The 15,980-nt window shown below is 67.0% G+C and carries 14 protein-coding genes and 1 tRNA gene; 8 read left to right on the forward strand and 7 right to left on the reverse strand.

Annotated features, from left to right (window positions below; translation table 11 throughout):
• Positions 1–201 precede the first annotated feature (201 nt).
• Positions 202–1,164 (reverse strand): fatty acid desaturase, encoded by a 963-nt coding sequence (locus tag ACQR1D_RS28840; RefSeq protein WP_434840317.1) that lies wholly within the window; start codon positions 1,162–1,164, stop codon positions 202–204.
• 14 nt (positions 1,165–1,178) lie between these two features.
• On the reverse strand, positions 1,179–2,210 hold the full coding sequence (locus ACQR1D_RS28845) for an alpha/beta fold hydrolase (RefSeq protein ID WP_434840316.1): 1,032 nt from the start codon (positions 2,208–2,210) through the stop codon (positions 1,179–1,181).
• A gap of 826 nt (positions 2,211–3,036) precedes the next feature.
• Between ACQR1D_RS28845 and ACQR1D_RS28850 the strand changes: the two genes are divergently transcribed.
• Positions 3,037–4,074, forward strand: coding sequence for an LLM class flavin-dependent oxidoreductase (locus tag ACQR1D_RS28850; RefSeq protein ID WP_434840315.1), 1,038 nt, complete (start codon positions 3,037–3,039; stop codon positions 4,072–4,074).
• 243 nt (positions 4,075–4,317) lie between these two features.
• A complete protein-coding gene (locus ACQR1D_RS28855; protein WP_434840314.1) occupies positions 4,318–4,701 on the forward strand; it encodes a hypothetical protein in 384 nt (127 codons plus the stop codon).
• Between the two features lie 10 nt (positions 4,702–4,711).
• On the opposite strand, the gene ACQR1D_RS28860 is transcribed toward ACQR1D_RS28855, so the two are convergent.
• From ACQR1D_RS28860 to ACQR1D_RS28870, 3 genes are all read right to left on the reverse strand, one after another.
• A complete protein-coding gene (locus tag ACQR1D_RS28860) occupies positions 4,712–6,847 on the reverse strand; it encodes a tetratricopeptide repeat protein (RefSeq protein ID WP_434840313.1) in 2,136 nt (711 codons plus the stop codon).
• 82 nt (positions 6,848–6,929) lie between these two features.
• A complete protein-coding gene (locus tag ACQR1D_RS28865) occupies positions 6,930–7,622 on the reverse strand; it encodes a flavin reductase family protein (protein WP_316216813.1) in 693 nt (230 codons plus the stop codon).
• Positions 7,623–7,809: 187 nt separating this feature from the next.
• A tRNA-Arg gene (locus tag ACQR1D_RS28870) sits at positions 7,810–7,886 on the reverse strand.
• 400 nt (positions 7,887–8,286) lie between these two features.
• Between ACQR1D_RS28870 and ACQR1D_RS28875 the strand changes: the two genes are divergently transcribed.
• From ACQR1D_RS28875 to ACQR1D_RS28885, 3 genes are read left to right on the forward strand one after another with little or no spacing between them, the layout of a single operon-like run.
• A complete protein-coding gene (locus ACQR1D_RS28875; RefSeq protein WP_316216814.1) occupies positions 8,287–9,210 on the forward strand; it encodes a spermidine synthase in 924 nt (307 codons plus the stop codon).
• A complete protein-coding gene (locus ACQR1D_RS28880) occupies positions 9,207–9,824 on the forward strand; it encodes a fused MFS/spermidine synthase (RefSeq protein ID WP_434840312.1) in 618 nt (205 codons plus the stop codon). Before ACQR1D_RS28875 ends, ACQR1D_RS28880 begins: the two co-directional genes overlap by 4 nt.
• A 21-nt stretch (positions 9,825–9,845) precedes the next feature.
• Positions 9,846–10,790: a M28 family peptidase gene (locus tag ACQR1D_RS28885; RefSeq protein ID WP_315800560.1), complete on the forward strand. Its 945-nt coding sequence runs from the start codon at positions 9,846–9,848 to the stop codon at positions 10,788–10,790.
• A 9-nt stretch (positions 10,791–10,799) separates the two neighbouring features.
• On the opposite strand, the gene ACQR1D_RS28890 is transcribed toward ACQR1D_RS28885, so the two are convergent.
• Positions 10,800–12,926 carry an FAD-dependent oxidoreductase gene (locus tag ACQR1D_RS28890; RefSeq protein ID WP_434840311.1) on the reverse strand — a complete coding sequence of 709 codons (2,127 nt, stop codon included), beginning with the start codon at positions 12,924–12,926 and terminating at the stop codon, positions 10,800–10,802.
• Between the two features lie 353 nt (positions 12,927–13,279).
• Here ACQR1D_RS28890 and ACQR1D_RS28895 point away from each other — a divergent pair, with 353 nt between their 5' ends.
• The 3 genes from ACQR1D_RS28895 to ACQR1D_RS28905 all read left to right on the forward strand — a co-directional run bounded on the left by ACQR1D_RS28895 (position 13,280) and on the right by ACQR1D_RS28905 (position 14,988).
• A complete protein-coding gene (locus ACQR1D_RS28895; protein WP_316216817.1) occupies positions 13,280–13,996 on the forward strand; it encodes a hypothetical protein in 717 nt (238 codons plus the stop codon).
• Positions 13,997–14,097: 101 nt separating this feature from the next.
• A complete protein-coding gene (locus tag ACQR1D_RS28900) occupies positions 14,098–14,694 on the forward strand; it encodes a YidB family protein (RefSeq protein WP_315800563.1) in 597 nt (198 codons plus the stop codon).
• Between the two features lie 27 nt (positions 14,695–14,721).
• On the forward strand, positions 14,722–14,988 hold the full coding sequence (locus ACQR1D_RS28905; protein WP_315800564.1) for a GlsB/YeaQ/YmgE family stress response membrane protein: 267 nt from the start codon (positions 14,722–14,724) through the stop codon (positions 14,986–14,988).
• Positions 14,989–15,105: 117 nt separating this feature from the next.
• On the opposite strand, the gene ACQR1D_RS28910 is transcribed toward ACQR1D_RS28905, so the two are convergent.
• Positions 15,106–15,885 (reverse strand): SDR family NAD(P)-dependent oxidoreductase, encoded by a 780-nt coding sequence (locus ACQR1D_RS28910; RefSeq protein ID WP_434840310.1) that lies wholly within the window; start codon positions 15,883–15,885, stop codon positions 15,106–15,108.
• Between the last annotated feature and the right edge of the window lie 95 nt (positions 15,886–15,980).

Genomic DNA, 15,980 nt, shown 5'->3' on the forward strand with positions numbered 1-15,980 from the left:
GGGGCCACCCCAACTTGCCAAAAACCCACAACAGTTGAGCCTCGCAATATGCGGAAGCTGAACCGGACAGCCGTGGGACAAGCCCGGCCATGACGACGCGGAGGGAGATGGACGCAAAACATCGATCGCCATATGCGATAGCCCTGCCCGCAAGCGGGAGAGGGAGCGCACCGGCCGAGCGGCGACAACTCGAATCCAAACTCATGATGGATGAGACTTCGTTTCCTCCCACTGCGCGCGAAACCAGGCCCAGGTCTGCCGCGTCACTTCGATGTAGCCCTGCCCGCGGTACTTGATCTCGCCGTCGACGATCGCATGCAGCTTCGGCAGCGCGTGGAACGGCACCGCCGGATAGGCGTGGTGCTCGACGTGATAGGGCATGTTCCAGGCGAGCCAATGCACGACCCGCGTGGTGAAGGTGGTGCGGGTGTTGTGGAAGGCGCTCCTGGTGTGATCACAGCCGGTGTGCTCGGCGTAGAGATAGGGCCGGAGGATCAGTTGGCCCAGCAGCAGCGGCAGCACCCAGATCCACAGCAGCAGCGCGCTGTGCAGCGCGACCGAGCCGAGCAGGAGCAGCGCGTAGCCAGTGGCATAGGCGCGCGCCTCGCGCACGATGGTGGCGCGGCGGCCGGCGGGGACCCAGGGCACCGTCACCTCACCGGTCACCGCATGCTTCAGCAGCAGCCTGAGACGGCCGGCCACCTGGACCAGGCCGGAATAGGCGATCGCAAGCTGGGTCTCCGAGCGCGGCTTGGGGCCGACGATCAGCTCCGGATCGCGGAGGGGATCCTGGGTGTGGCGGTGATGCTCCCAGTGGAACAGGCAGTAATAGTCATAGGGCAGTCCGATCAGGAAACCGGAGAGATTGCCGATCGCGAGGTTGAGCCTGCGGCTGTCGAACGCGGTCTTGTGCGCGGTCTCGTGCACCGCCATGAACAGGAAGGCGATCAGCACGCCCTGCACCGGCAGCAAGGGCAGCGCCCAGAGCACACCATGCGTTGATGCGATCACTCCGATCAGCGCACCCACTCCGATGATCGCGCCGTAATGGCTGAGCGTGCGCAGCGCGCCTTGCGCGTTGGAGCGCGTGCAGAGCTGCTGCAACACCTGCGGTGTCAGCAGCTTCGGGCGGGGCGCGAATTCGTCGGCGGGCACATCGGTCATGTCGAACTCAGCCATCAGCTCTGGAGAAGGGTCGAGACGTGGGCGTTGATGAAGTCGCGATCCGCGGGAATGCGGATCGGGTTGCCGGCACGATGGCCATGGATCGATGGGATCGGCCGCAGCTCCGCCGAGCGGGCACCGACCAGCTTGGGCAGCTCGCGCTCGTTGTCGCGCCAATCGAAATAGCGGTCGGTCCGGCCCGGCATCAGCAGCATCCGCGCGGTGATCGCGCCGAGTGCGCGATCGAGATCGCCGCCGAACGCGGCGCACTGGCTGATATCGCCGCCCTGCCAGATCGCGATCTGCGCCAGCAGATTGTCGGCATCGCGATGCGCGAACGCGGTGTCCCAGGTCGCGGCGAGATAGTCCTCCTGCGAGGCAAAACCCTGCTCGCGCCAGACCTCGTCGCGGTAGAACTCATAGGACATCGCCCAGCCCGCGTAGATCCGCCCCATCGCGCGCAGGCCGGCCACCGGCTTCTCCACGAATCGGCCATTCTGGAACGCAGGATCGGCCATCAGCGCTGCCTTCACCGCGTCGAGGAACAGATGATTGTAGGGCGAGCAGCGCGCGCTGCCGCACACCACGGCCGCGCGCTCCACCATGTCCGGATGGCAGGCGGCCCAGTGATAGGCCTGCATGCCGCCCATCGACCAGCCATAGACCAGCGCGATCCGGCTGATCCCGAACTGTTCTTCCACGAGCCGGCGCTGCACCGCGACCGCATCGTGATAGCTGATGGCCGGGAACGGCGCGTCGCCGAACAGCTCGCGCGTGTTCGAGGGCGACGACGACAGCCCATTGCCGAACAGGTTGGGAATGATGATGAAGTAGCTGCTCGGATCGAGCGCGCCGCCGGGCGCGACCAGCCACTCGGTGTCGACATGCTGGGCGCCGAACGAGGTCGGATAGAGGATGACGTTGTCCTTGGCCGCGTTCAGCGTGCCGTAGGTCTTGTAGGCGAGCCGCAGCGACGGGAACGTCACGCCGGACTGCAGCACGACGTCGCCTGCCTCGAAGATCTGATAGTCGCCGCCTGTCGCCATGCGCGTCATCCCGTTTTGATCGATGATCGGAGCCTAGGTGATGCGCGGCCGCGCCACACGCCCATTTTTTGGCATGGCATGACCGCACAACAGGCGCGACCGGCCATCGCATCGGCCGAGGTCATGCGGTCGCGCTCTCGCGGCCGCGCTAGCCCGAGCCTTGTCCGGATCGTTCGCCCTCGGAAACGTGAGGGCGCAGGGAAGACCGGGAGCTCGCCGCCCCCATGGCCCGCCTGCGAAAAAAATGCAGGCGGCAGGAACCACAGGTTCGGCTGGAACATCCCGGCCTTCCCTGCGCGATGGTCTTACAGCTGCTTCGCGATCTCCCTGGGGACCGGCTGTCTTGCCCCCATCGTCGGCGCGCTGCGCTTCCGCACCGCCGTCCGGCTTGACCTCAGCATCGGGAGGCCAGGACCACGCGACTTGACTGTCCGCAACGGATCGTTCGTCGGCGCGACAAAGTCACGCTGCGACCCGCTACGGCCACCGCATCCCCGCCTCGCGTCTCGTGACGACCGCGCGTACGCCCCTCATCGATGAGGCAGGATGGATACAATAGAGCACACTTTCTGGAAAAACGAAAGAATTATTTTTGCCGCCTTGACCTTCACGCGCACGGCGGCCGGAGCCGCCTTCTCCCCCCTCTCTCCACCGTCATGGCCGGGCATGACGTGCCTGAAGCCAACAGACGAGCTCTTCACGCGGGATTCTGTCGTTGCCGCACCATCGAAACCCTGTGTTTCGCTCCAGCCGCTTGCAATCCGGTTCCCCCGCTTCCAGCTGACGCCTGGACGCCGTATGACGGCCCGACGCAATGGAATGAGACATGATCACACCAATCGAATTCGGCCTGGACACGTTCGGCGACGTCACCCGCGGCGCTGATGGCGACATGGCCTCGCATGCCCAGGTGATCCGCGACGTGGTCGAGGAAGCGGTGCTGGCCGACCAGCTCGGGCTCGATTTCATCGGGCTCGGCGAGCACCATCGCGGCGATTTCGCGATCTCGGCGCCCGAAGTGGCGCTGGCCGCGATCGCGGCGCGGACCTCGCGCATCAAGCTCGGCTCGGCGGTGACGGTGCTGAGCTCGGACGATCCGATCCGCGTGTTCCAGCGATTTTCGACGCTGGACGCCGTCTCGAACGGCCGCGCCGAGGTGATCCTCGGCCGCGGCTCCTTCACCGAGTCCTTCCCGCTGTTCGGCTTCGATCTCAAGGACTACGAGGCGCTGTTCGAGGAGAAGCTCGATCTGTTCGTCAGCCTGCTGCCGCAGCAGCCGCTGACCTGGCAGGGCAATCTGCGCCCGCCGCTGCGCGAGCAGCTGGTCTACCCGCCGGTCGAGCACGGCCGGCTGAAGGCCTGGATCGGCGTCGGCGGCAGCCCGGAGTCCGTGGTGCGCGCGGCGCATTACGAGCTGCCGCTAATGCTCGCGATCATCGGCGGCGATCCGAAACGCTTCGCTGCCTATGTCGAGCTGTACCATCGCGCGATCAAACAGTTCGGCCGCGAGACGAAGCCGATCGGCGTGCATTCGCCCGGCTATGTTGCCGACACCGACGACCAGGCACGCGAGGAGCTGTGGCCGGACTACAAGACCATGCGCGACCGCATCGGCCGCGAGCGCGGCTGGCCGCCGATGGGCCGCGACGAATTCGTGCAGGAGGCCGACCACGGCTCGCTCTATGTCGGCTCGCCGGAGACCGTGGCGCGGAAGATCGCCGCGACGATCAAGGCCCTCGGCCTGTCGCGCTTTCAACTGAAGTATTCGGCCGGCCCGCTGCCGCATGCGAAGCTGATGCGCAGCATCGAGCTGTATGGCCGGGTGGTGGTGCCGCGGGTGCGGGAGTTGCTGGCGGAGCAGTAGGCCGCCTCCGCGGTTCTTGACCATGTCCGCAACCGCGCCTGGCTCCTGCATCACGGCACCTGGATCACAGGCGGGCGCAAAACGGCTCGTTCAGGACAATCCAAGCGAGCCGATTAAGAGAGCCTTCGTGACACGCAGCATAAGCTCGACGTCGCGCACGCCTGCTCCGATCAAGGGGGCGCAATCCGATCGGCTGCCCGGAGGCAGACGACGATCTCGCGGTTCCCTGGGAACGAACTGATGTTGCTGAAGATCATCGCGGTGGTTTACGGACTCTGGTTCGTCCAGGCCGCCCTGGACTCCGGCTTCTACGATACGCCGGCTCACATGGTGAGCTCGACGCTCGCGCTCGGCGGGTTGCTCGCGCTGTTCGATCGTGCCTTCAGGATGGGCTTGCTCTCCGCCAACATCTGGCGGGTGGTTGCGCTTGTCTACGTCGCCGACGGCCTGGTCCACGTGGTACCGAGCGCCAAGGCTCTGATCGAGGCGCAACGTTTCGAGGTGCTGGCAGGCGCTGCGGCGATCAGCTTCGTTTTCCAACTCCCGATGCTGTTCAGCTTGTGGCGATTGTCGTTTCCGTCCACGCGCTCGGATCAGACCGGTCTCGCACGCATGGCCACGCGATAGGCGTCGGGCCTCATAAGCCTTCGACGTCCGCTCTCGGCCTCATACCCGGCCCGGGCGACAGCAGCCCGCGCTCACCTGCTACCAGCCGCGCAAGCTCCCCGGCCGTCCGCGCCAGCACACCATCCCAGGCCATCGGCTTGTCCTGGCGGAACAGCCGCATGGTCGGATACCACGGGCTGTCGGCGCGGTCGCGCAGCCAGCGCCAGTCGAGCGCGTAAGGCAACAGCACCCAGACCGGGCGGCCGAGCGCGCCGGCGAGATGCGCCACCGACGTGTCGACGGAGATGACGAGATCGAGCGCGGCGACGGCAGCTGCGGTCTCGGCGAAGTCGCTGAGCAGCGGCCCGAGATCGATGACGTCGGTGCCAAGCTCGGCGAGCCCTAGCGCATCGCCCGGCCGCGGCTCCTTCTGCAAGGAATAGAGCTGCACGCCCGGCATCACCAGCCGCGGCAGCACCGCCTGCGCGGTGAGCGAGCGCTGGCGGTCGCCCTTGTGCCTGGGATTGCCGGCCCAGACGACGCCGACTTTCAACGACGGCGCGCGCCCGAGCACGTTGCGCCACGCGGCCATCTTGATCGGATCGGCCGCGAGGTACGGCACCTCGGCCGGGATCGTCTCCAAGGTCGTGCCGAAGATCCGCGGCAGATCCATCAGCGGCAGTTGCAGGTCGAACGGCGGCAGCTTCTCGCCGCGCCCGACCACCGTGACGCCGTCGAGGCTGCGCAGCAACGGCGCGATCGCCGGCTGCACCTGCAGCACGATGTTGCCGCCCATCGCCTTGGCGCGATCGACATAGCGCACGAACTGCAGCGCATCGCCGATGCCATATTCGGCGAACAGCAGCAGGGTGCGTCCGTCGAGCGGCGCGCCCTGCCATTCCGGCGCGTCGAAGCGCGGCATGCCCGCGGAGAGGTCCGGACAGTCGCGGCCCCAGCGATGCTCGGCAAAACCGTTCACGAGGTCGCCGCACATCAGCAGGAAATGCGCGTGATTGTAGCGGGCGAGCGCATTGTCGGGCGCCAGCGCGATCGCACGATGCGAGGCGGCCAGCGCCGCGTCGATGTCGCCGGCGTTGCGCAGCGCCACCGCGAGGTTGGCGTGGCCCTTGGCGTAACCGGGATCGGAGGCCACGGCGCGGCGATGCGCCGCGACGGCCTCGATGGTCTCGCCGCGCATCTCATGGATGATGCCCAGATTGGTATGCGCCGGGGCGTGATCGGGCAGCAAGGCCAGCGCGTGCTCGCAGGCGGCCATCGCCGCTTCGATCTGGCCGGTCCCGCACAGGCAGGCGGCGAGATTGCTGAGCACGACCACATCGGTGGGATCGAGCACCGCGGCGCGCCGATAGGCCTCGACGGCCTCGGCCGGGCGGTCGGCCTCGTGCAGCGCATGCCCGAGCAGCCGTGCAGCGTTGGCATCACCGGGCGCGAGATCGCAGGCCAGACGATAGTGAACCGCGGCCTCGGCAAAGGCGCGCTGCTTGTAGAGCACATCGCCAAGGCTGAGATGCAGGCCGGCATCGGCCGGATGGACGGCGAGCGCATGCTGATAGGCCGGCACCGCCGCTGCATAGTCTGCCTGGTCGGCGAGCACATGCGCCAGCGCCCGCCACGCCTCGGGGTGGGCCGGGTCGCGTTCGAGCAGCGCACGGTAGACGGCTTCGGCCTCCACGAGGCGGCCCTGGCGCGTCAGGGCCAGCGCGAGATTCCAGCGCGCATGCGCGAGCGCAGGGTCGAGCGTCAGCGCGTGGCGATAGGCGGCTTCGGCCTCAGCGAAGCGCGACAGCTCCAGCAGCGCGCTGCCGAGCCTGCTGTGAATCGCCGCATCGAGCGGCCGCAACGCCGCTGCGCGCGCGAACGCATCGGCGGCGCCGTTGCGCTCGCCTTTCACCGCGAGCGCATCGCCGAGCGTGACATAGGCCGCCGCATGCTGGGGATCGCGGGCGAAGACGCGCCCGAGCAGCTCCGCGCCCTCGGCCATGCGGCCGTTGGCGAAGGCGAGGATCGCGGACAGATGCAGCGTCGGCAGATGATCCGGCACCGCCTGGAGGATGTCGCTGCACAGGACCTTGGCCATTCCGGCGCGCCCCGCATTGTAGTGATCGGCCGCCTCGATCAGCAGCCGGTCGACAGCCACAGCCCCCATGATGTCCTTGACCTCTTGCACCCGGATGCAAGCTTGAACGGGCGGCCGGGCGATTCCAGGCGAGACTAGAGGCCGAGCCGGCTCAGCCTGCCGCGGTCTCCATCCGCGTCGGCACGTTGCGCGCGCGCTCGACATCGGGCGTGCGATAGGCCGCCTCCGGAATGGTCCCGAGCCGCGAATCGTGAAGGCGCGGGCCGAGGCCGTAGAACTGCTGGAAGCTCATGATCAGCGGCCGCCATTTGTCGGGATCGATGCGGTCGCGGACGCCGTCCATCAGGAGGGCCCCGTCGACATGAACGCGCTGGACGCGGACCTCGAAGCACTGGATGTGCCCCTTCAGCAGCGCGTCGTCATCGGCGACGCCATGCACCGCTTCGACCCGCGCTTCGAGTTGCACCGGACATTCGGCGACGCGCGGCGCGGCGACCGTTTCGGACCTGACCGCAGTGAGGCCGGCCGCGGCGAACTTGTCCGGCTCATGGCGGTAGCCCTTGCGCTGCTTCATCGCCGGCACCGGGTCCGATCCCGTGGTCAGCGCCAGGCGATCGACCGCGGCGGCGAGATCGACCGACGCCAGGTTCAGCACGCACTCGCCGGTGCGGCGCATGTTCTGCGGCGTCTTCGATCCCGCCGCGAGGCCCAGCATGCAGCGCCAGCCGAGCCAGAATGCCGACGACATCGGCGCGAGATTGAAGCCGCCGTCCTCGTTGACCGTGCTGATGAGGACGACCGGCGTCCCGAAATAAAGAATGCCCGGCTCGATGGTCGTATGCATGGAAAACTCTCCAGGGTGATGCGTCTCGGCGGCGACTGCGCGCCGCGTGGACGGGGCTCAGGCCGCCGTCTCACCCGGAGAAGGTCCTCGATGGCAGCGACGCGCTCCACCCGATTCCCGGTCGGGCCTGATCAAGCACGCAATGGGTTTGATCTGGAGAAGTCTGCGCGCGCAAGGCTGCGGCAGATGGCGATCCCGGCATGACTCGAACATGCGACCTACGGTTTAGGAAACCGCCGCTCTATCCAGCTGAGCTACGGGACCGGAGCCTGCACCGAAGTGCACCTGCTTCGCTGGTCTCCATAGCAGACCCGGCCACCGACCGGAAGCCTCTCCGGTGACCGCCAGCACGGCGTGGCTCACCGTGGCACAGCGCCGCGCGGCAGGTTCGCGGGTCCGGTTCAGCGCGGGGGAACGTCGCCGCGCCGGACCGCTCGAAGGGGCTGCCGCGATCACACCCCCGTTGGCCGGGGCCGGTTTGACTATCCGGGAGGCAGCCAATGGTCTAAGAGAACGGCGCCGATGCGGAACCGGCCTCGGGATCGCCGTATTGGTCGTGCCTGAGCGCATCTCGGACCGGAGGATAGCCGTCCTGCGAAGCCGGAGCCGCCAGGTCACATAGACCTTGCCCATCATTTTTCAGCCGAGGGAAACGATTAAGTCGATGCTCATCCGGTCGGTCATTTCAGGCGCGCTCGCAAGCTTCCTCTCCATCGCCGCCGCAAGCGCGCAGGACACCCGCAATCTGCTGGAGTCCAAGGAGTCGCTCTACAACAACATCTATGTCTATGAGCAGGCGCCCTACCGCAGCATGACGTTCGGTCACAACCGCCGTATCTATACCGAGAGCGTCTACAACACCCGCGACGAGCTCGACCTGCCGGTCGACTATACCCGCTTCATGACCGCGAGCGTGATGTACGCCAAGAATGTCAGCTCCATTCTCGAGATCGGCTTCGGCGGCGGCCGCACCGCGTGGTACCTGCACCGCTTCCTGCCCAAGGTGCAGGTGACGTCGGTCGAGCTCGATCCGACGGTGCTGGAGCTCGCCAAGAAATATTTCGGCATCAAGGAGGAGCCGAACTTCCACGTCGCCAACCGCGACGGCCGGCTGTTCGTGCAGGAATCCAAGGACCGCTACGACATCATCCTGATCGACGCCTATCGCGGGCCGTTCGTGCCGTTTCATCTCCTGACCAAGGAATTCTACCAGCTCGTCAAGGACCATCTCGCCGAGGGCGGCGTGGTGGCGCAGAACGTCGAGCCGTCGACGATGCTGTTCGACGCCGCGGTGAAGACCATTCACAGCGTGTTCCCGCAGGTCGACTTCTACGAGGCCGGCGGCAACATCGTCATGGTCGCCTATCCCGGCGACGAGCGGAAGGCGGAAGATCTCGCCGGCATCGCGCAGGAGCGCGACAAGGAATTCGGCTTCCGCTACAAGCTCGCCGACATGCTGGCGCAGCGCAAGCGCATCGACATCGACAACGGCCAGGTGATCGACGCCAAGGCCAAGGTGCTGACCGACGACTTCGCGCCGGTGGAGGCGCTGAAGAGCATCGAGCGCCACAACAAGAAGCTGCCATGAGCGAGCACGTGTCCCGCGCCGGCATGCTGGCGATCTATCTCTGCTCGTTCCTGGTCGGCTGCGTGCTGATGGGCTTCGAGATGCTCGGCAGCCGCTACCTCAACCCGTATTTCGGCAGCGGCATCGGCGCCTGGGCGAGCCTGATCTCGACCGTGCTGTGCGCGCTCGCGATCGGCTATTTCGCCGGCAGCGCCATCGTCGACCGGCAGCCCACGACGCGCACCATCGGCACCATGATCCTGATCGCCGCCGCCTACATGGCGCTGGTGCCGGCGACCGCCGATACCGTGATGGCCGACATCCTCGACAGCATCGGCGACGGGCCGATGGCGACGCTGATGGCCTCGACCGCGCTGCTGCTGGTGCCGCTGACCCTGCTCGGCACCTTCTCGCCGATCGCCGTCAGCCTGCTGACGCGCTCGGCCGGCGAGGCCGGCCGTGTCGCCGGCCTGGTCTACGGCGTCTCGACCATCGGCAACGTCGTCGGCACGCTGGTCACGACGTTCGCGCTGATTCCGACCATCGGCTCGCGCGCCATCACCTATTATTTCGCCGTGGTGCTGGCTGGCTGCGCCGGCATCCTGTTCATTCCCTTCGGCAAGAAGCCGTCCTGACATCGTTGAAGAGCTTTTCGGATGACCGAGTTCTGGCCCCGCCTCGCCGCCACCGCGACAACGGCCGCGTTGCTGCTGACGTCGCCGGCCGCCCACGCCGCGGACGCAAAGATCGAATTGTGGGACGGCCAGCGCGCGATGTCCGTCATCGCCGATCTCTTGCGCTTCACGCCGCGCTCGATGGGTGAGCCGGGGCATCAGAAAACGATCGACTACATCAAGGACGCGATGGCCAAGAGCGCGGCGGATGCGGTGCTCACGCAGAGCTTCTCCGCCAAGGGTGACGACGGCAAGGCGATCCCGCTCACCAACATCATCGCCCGCTTCCAGGTGCAGAACCCGCGGCGCGTTATCGTCGCGACCCATTACGACAGCATCATCAAGGCCTATCGCGATCCGAAGTCGCCGGATGCGCCGATGCCGGGCGCCAACAACTCCGCCTCGGCGGTGGCGCTGCTGCTGGAGACCGCACGCGTGCTGTCGCTGTCGCCGCGGCCCGACGTCGGCATCGACCTGATCTTCTTCGACGGCGAGGAAGGGCCGAAATCGCTCGGCGCCGGCGATCCGACCTGGCGTCCCCTCGGCTCGCCGCATTTCGCGGCCAACCTGAAGACCTATTATCCGACGCACAAGCCGGAGAAGGCGGTCGATTTCGACATGGTCTGCGACAAGGATCTCAAGCTGCAGCCGGAGCCGTCGTCGCTGGCCTCGGCGCTGCCGGAGGTCAAGAAGTTCTGGAGCATCGGCAGCCGGATCGCGCCGCAGGCGTTCTCGCCGGAGCCCACGACGTACCCGATCAGCGACGACCACACGGCGCTGCAGCAGGCCGGAATTCCGAGCTTCCTGGTCATCGACTTCGACTACGAGCCCTATTTCAACACCACGCAGGATACGATCGAGCAGTGCTCGGCGCAGAGCCTGGAGACCGTCGGCCGCACCCTGCTGCGCTACCTCTACACGCCCTGATCGCCGCGCTCATGCCGCCTTCGGCGGCGCTGTCATTGCGTCCGATGCGACATCTGATACGCGCGCCAGCAGGCCGGGCACGAGCGCCTCGGCCGCCTCCGCGCCCGAGATCACCACGGCCTCGACGCCGGCTCCGGCATTGCCGCCGCCGGCGATGACGAGATTGCGCACCGGCGCCTTGGCGCCCTTCAGCCGTCCCGACCGGGCCACGCCATAGATCGCGCCGGCACTGGCGAGGTCGTAGCGCGCATAGGTCACGGGGCTGGCGTCGGTGCGGTAGACGATATGCTGCGACAGGCCGGGAATGATGGTCTCGGCGGCGGCGACCATGGCATCGCCGAGCTGCTGCTTGCGCGCCTCGTAGTCCGGCGAGCGCCGCCACGCCTTCCAGTCGTCGCCGCCCTCGTCGGGAAACCAGCTCTTGGCCTGTTCGTGAGGAACGAGGGTGATGATCGTCATCGTCGCATGGCCTTCCGGCGCCGCCGACGGATCGAGCTTGGACATTACCGCGAGCCCGATCCCCATCGGGGAGTCGAGATGCGCGGCGGGCGCGACGTCCGGCACCATGTCGAGGCCGAGATGCACCGAGAAGCACGACGTCGCCGGTACGAGGACACGGGCGCGCTCGCGAAAGCCGGCCGGCAGATCGTCGGCCTTCAGAAGCTCGGTGAAGGTGCGGCCGAGATCGGCATTCGAGACCACCGCCTGCGCGCGGACCGTGCGGCCATTGCCGAGCACGACGCCGGCGGCGCGGCCCTGCTCGACCAGGATGCGGGTGACCCTGGATTTCAGATGCACCTCGCCTCCCCGGGCGGTGACCGCCTCTGCGAGCACGTCCGCGAGGTGGCCGGAGCCGTCGACCGGATAGAAGCCGCCCTTGAAATAGTAGCCGAAGATCGGGACCATCTGCGCGCAGCTCAGCGTCTCGCTGCCGTCGCCGAGATAGCCCGACAGCGCATTGAGAGTGGCGATCAGCTCGGGATCGGAGACGTGGGCGGCGACGAGTTCGTCGAACGGGCGGTTCATCCAGCGGTACGCCTGCGGATGCTTGCGCGGGAAGGCCAGCATCTCCTCCAATGTGGCGGGCATGCCGGGAACGCCGCTGCGACCCTGCCCCGTCGCATACATGCTCTCGAAGATGGCATGGATGGTGTCGAACAGCCGGGTCAGCCCGTCCGCGCTGGCTGGAAACATCTCGCAAAGCAGTCGGACATAGGCGCGCCAGTCCTCTGGCACCTCGATGCGCCGGCCGGCGAGACGGTAGGAGTGGGTGACCCGCCGCCATTGGATACGGTCAGCGACGCCGAGCCGGCGCAGCACGCCGTCGACCGGCCCGCCGGGCCAGACGCCGGAGAAATCGTGCGGTCCGGCATCGAAGCGATACAGCACCGGCTTGTTGTCGTGGTGCGCCTTGCGAAGATAAGTGTGGCAGAAGCCGCCGGGCACGACGTGGTGGTCGAACACCTTCACCTTCAGCCCGGACTCCGCGAGCAGGGCCGCGGCCGTCAGCCCGCCGATTCCAGCGCCGATCACCGCGACATCGCAATCGGTCTCGACCGCGGAGGCGAAGCCCGGCGCCGGCCAATGGCACTCCTCGCGCGCGGCCCGCATGCGCAGCAAGGCCTGGCGAATTGCGAAGCGGGGGCCGAAGATCGAGATCAGCGCGCCGCCGACGACGATCGCCGTCGTGATCCAGGAGGCGACGCCGGCCCAGCGGCACAGGCCGAGCACCAGGAACAGGACGCCCCAGAGCCCGGTCATCAGCATGTTGATCAGGTGGAACTGGGGCGTCGAGGCGCTGTCGGCATAGGCCGACCGGGAATAATCCGCGGTCCAGGGACGGACGACGGCGAGCGAAGCGAAGCTGATGAGGCCGAGCCCAGCGAAGGACAGCCACAGGGCATTGCCGGCCGTCCAATTCGGCGCGACGTCGTTGGCGATCGCCAGCACGACGAAAAGGGCGAGGCTTCCGAGTTCCAGCAGCGCGAGCTCGCTACGGGAGGCGCGCCAGACATTGGCGGCCAGCGCCAGGGCCAGCGCGGACCACACCGCCCATGCCGGCTGATGCCAGGCCAGCAGGGTCCAGAACACGACGAACGGCAGCAGCGCCAGCTTGACCGTGAGGAACACCTTCATCGCAGCCTCCTCCGCGCCGGGCGGCGCAATCCATCTTTCCAGTGTCAAGATATTCATAGGAGCGCTTGTGCGGTCCCGTCAACACCAATCTTTCCATCGTCAAGATTAGTTTCGTCAACTACGGCGGGATGAAAATGGTGGAAAAAAGCTGCGTATCGTTCCGGCGCCACAGCAAGGTGCGATTCACGAACGGCGCCGCCGTCATTGCCGACCCGACTGTGGCAACGAGATCACGGAACCACGGCAGATAAAGAAGAAAGTCGCAAATTACGCAGCATTGGAGTCACACATCGCCGCAAATTGGCGACAATCTCCCGTCATCTGAGGCGGGGAGCCGCTGAGGATTGCCGTTCGTGTACCGACCCCACTTGCCAATTCTGGTCTTTGCAGCGATCACCTGCCTGCCTGCGGTGCAACCTCAACGCGCGCATGCGGAATGGTGGAGCCGCTCCCCGACGGATTTCGAGGAGTGCGCCGACGCCGCCGAGAAGTCCGCCTCCAAGGAGGAGAAGACCGCGGCGCTGGCGCAATGCAACGCCAAATTTGCCGGGAGACGGAAGCCGGGCGGCGGCTATGTCTACTACGACTTCATGCAGGACCGCAGCTTCGACATCGCCGGGCCCAATCCCACGGCCGAAGAGCAGAAGTTCATCGACCAGCAGTATACGCAATACCTCGAGCGCCAGCGCCACGCCAACATGAGCTCGGCAATGATGTCGCGGCCGCAGACGCAGGACCTCCAGCCCTCGCTCCGGGACATGACGGCGCGGGCCGCGATCGAGCCGCCGAAGCCGGCCATGCCGGCGCCGCCGCCGCAACGGCCGAGCAAGCCGCCGGCCGCGACCGCGCAGGGCGGCTTGCCACCGCCGGCGTCGAACGTGGAGGCACGCGCCCGCATCAAGGCAGCGCAATGCGCCAAGGATGGCTGGCGGCGCGATTCGTTCTCGTGCAACTTTCCGGTCCTGTCGGAGAAGCTCGACGAGCTGAAGCGGATGTTCACCGGCCCGAGCCAGACTGCTGCCGCACCGCCGGGAGCCAAGGCGCCGAAACGGGCCGAAGCCCGGAACTGAGCCGCGCGCGACACGTTCCCCTGTGCGACCCTTCTGACCGCGGCTTGTAACGCTCCGTGCAAGCCAATAGCTTTGTCGGCGTGGGGCGCAGGAGGCAGGTCATGGGTCTACTCGATATCCTCAACGGCATGCAGAACGGCCCGAATGGGCCAAGTCATCCGGCCACGCAGAAGAGCGGCGGCATGTCGCCAATGACGATGGCGATCCTCGCTTTGCTGGCGTGGAAAGCGGTGAAGCATTTCTCGCAGAATGGGCAGCAGCCGAATGCGGCGCCCGCGCCGGTCCCGCCGTCTCAGCCGACCGGGAATCAAGGCGGACCGCTCGGCGGTGCGCTTGGTGGCGGATTGAGCGGCGGCCTCGGCAACATCATCGCTGGCGGACTCGGCGGCCTGCTCGCCGGCGGCGCCGCCGGCAGCGTCTTGTCCGGCGGGCTCGGCGATCTGCTGCGCCAGTTGCAGGACAAGGGCCATGGCGACACCGCGAACTCCTGGGTCTCCCCCGGCGAGAACAAGCCGATCTCGCCCGGCGACCTCGCCAATGCGCTCGGCGCCGACCAGATCGATCAGCTCACCGCGCAGAGCGGGCTGTCGCGCGACGAGCTGTTGAACGGGCTGAGCCAGTACCTGCCGAAGGTGGTCGATCAGCTCACGCCGGACGGGCGGCTGCCGACCGAGCACGAGTTGGCGAGCCGGATCTGAGCGCGACTTTCAGGCAAGGATCATGTCATGCTCTATATTTTGATCGTCGGGCTGGTCGCCGGCTTCCTCGCCCGGCTTCTGTCGCCGGGACCGAACAACCCCTCCGGCTTCATCCTGACCGCCGTGCTCGGCATCGTCGGCGCATTCCTCGCCACCGCGGTGGGACAGGCGATCGGGCACTATGGTCCGAACCAGGGCGCCGGCTTCATCACCGCGACGATCGGCGCCGTGGTGGTGCTGTTCATCTGGAACAGGCTGGTCGCCAGCGGCACGATCCGCGATTTCAATCGCTAGCGCGCTCGCTCCAAGCGTCTTAGCTCCAAGCGTTTTCGCTCCAAGCCAGGGCGACGCAATCCAGAACCGACAAGGTCTCGATTGCGCCGTCGCCACTGGCTGCTCGCCATGACGACGTCACCCCAACAGATGCATCCCCGCATCCATGCGCACGACCTCGCCGGTCATGTGGCCTGACGCCGGGCTCGCCAGGAACGACACGAGCTGCGCGATATCCTCGGCGGACGAAGCCGCGCGCAGCGGCACCCGCGCGACCACCGCATCGCGCACCTGCTTGGCGCCGGCCTCGCCGCGGCCCTTGGTGAACCACGGCGTATCGATGTAGCCGGGGCAGACGGTGTTGACGCGGATCGCCGGCGCCAGGGCGCGCGCCAGCGACAGCGTCATCGTGTTGAGCGCGCCCTTGCTGGCAGCGTAGGCGACCGACGAGCCGACGCCGCTGATGCCGGCCACCGACGAGACGTTGACGACCGCGGACGCACGCGCCGTCGCCTTGGCCGCCGCTTCCAGCAGCGGCCGCGCGGCACGCACCATCTGGAAGGGGCCGATGGTGTTGACCGCGAAGATGCGCTGGAAATCCTCCGCCGAAAGGCCGTCGAGCTGATCGTGCGGGACGTGCTTGGTGGTGCCGGCATTGTTGACGAGGGCATCCAGCCGGCCCCAGGCCGCGGCGGCGGCGACGATCTTGCGGCAATCCTCGTCGCGCGACACGTCGCCTTGAATGACGACGACCTCGACTCCTTCCTTGCGGCAGAGATCAGCGGTCTGCTCGGCTTCACTCTTGCTGTTCGAATAGTTCACGACGATGCGCATGCCGGCCTTCGCCAGCAGCAACGCGGTCGCGGCTCCGAGGCCGGACGCCGACCCCGTCACGACCGCGCACAGACCTTCAGCCATTCCGCACCTCCCTGTTTGCCTTTGCCTGTTACCTTGCTTCTTCTTAGCCAACATCGCTGCATCTGCAAAATCGGCAAAATCTCCGCAGCGCGGAA

The sequence above is a fragment of the Bradyrhizobium sp. HKCCYLRH2047 genome (assembly GCF_051168175.1).
Lineage (GTDB): Bacteria > Pseudomonadota > Alphaproteobacteria > Rhizobiales > Xanthobacteraceae > Bradyrhizobium.